Below are 230 nucleotides of genomic sequence, written 5' to 3'. Positions count from 1 at the left end.
GTTTTAAATTGAACGGTCATTGCAAGCAGGTTATTAATTTGAGATTGTGTTAACTGCTCGTTTTGCTGTGCTAGCACCTCTAATTGCTGCTCTAACAAGTTGTTATGATTAAGTACGTGTTGATAGTCGTTGGTTTTTTGTTTCATTACTGCCAAGGCGCGTTGTTGTTCATCAAGTTTGTTGTCGGCGACTTTTGCATCACCAATTAAGCCACCAGCAAATGCGCCTAA

General features: G+C 40.0%; 1 protein-coding gene. It reads right to left on the bottom strand.

From position 1 onward, the window contains the following. A partial coding sequence (locus tag SB756_RS36115) for a hypothetical protein (protein ID WP_410914056.1) occupies positions 1–230 on the bottom strand: 230 nt, incomplete at both ends.

Origin of the sequence: Pseudomonas sp. SIMBA_068 (genome assembly GCF_046534705.1) — a bacterium.
In the GTDB taxonomy this organism is placed as follows: domain Bacteria; phylum Pseudomonadota; class Gammaproteobacteria; order Pseudomonadales; family Pseudomonadaceae; genus Aquipseudomonas; species Aquipseudomonas putida.
This window is presented reverse-complemented; position numbering and strand designations above follow the sequence as displayed.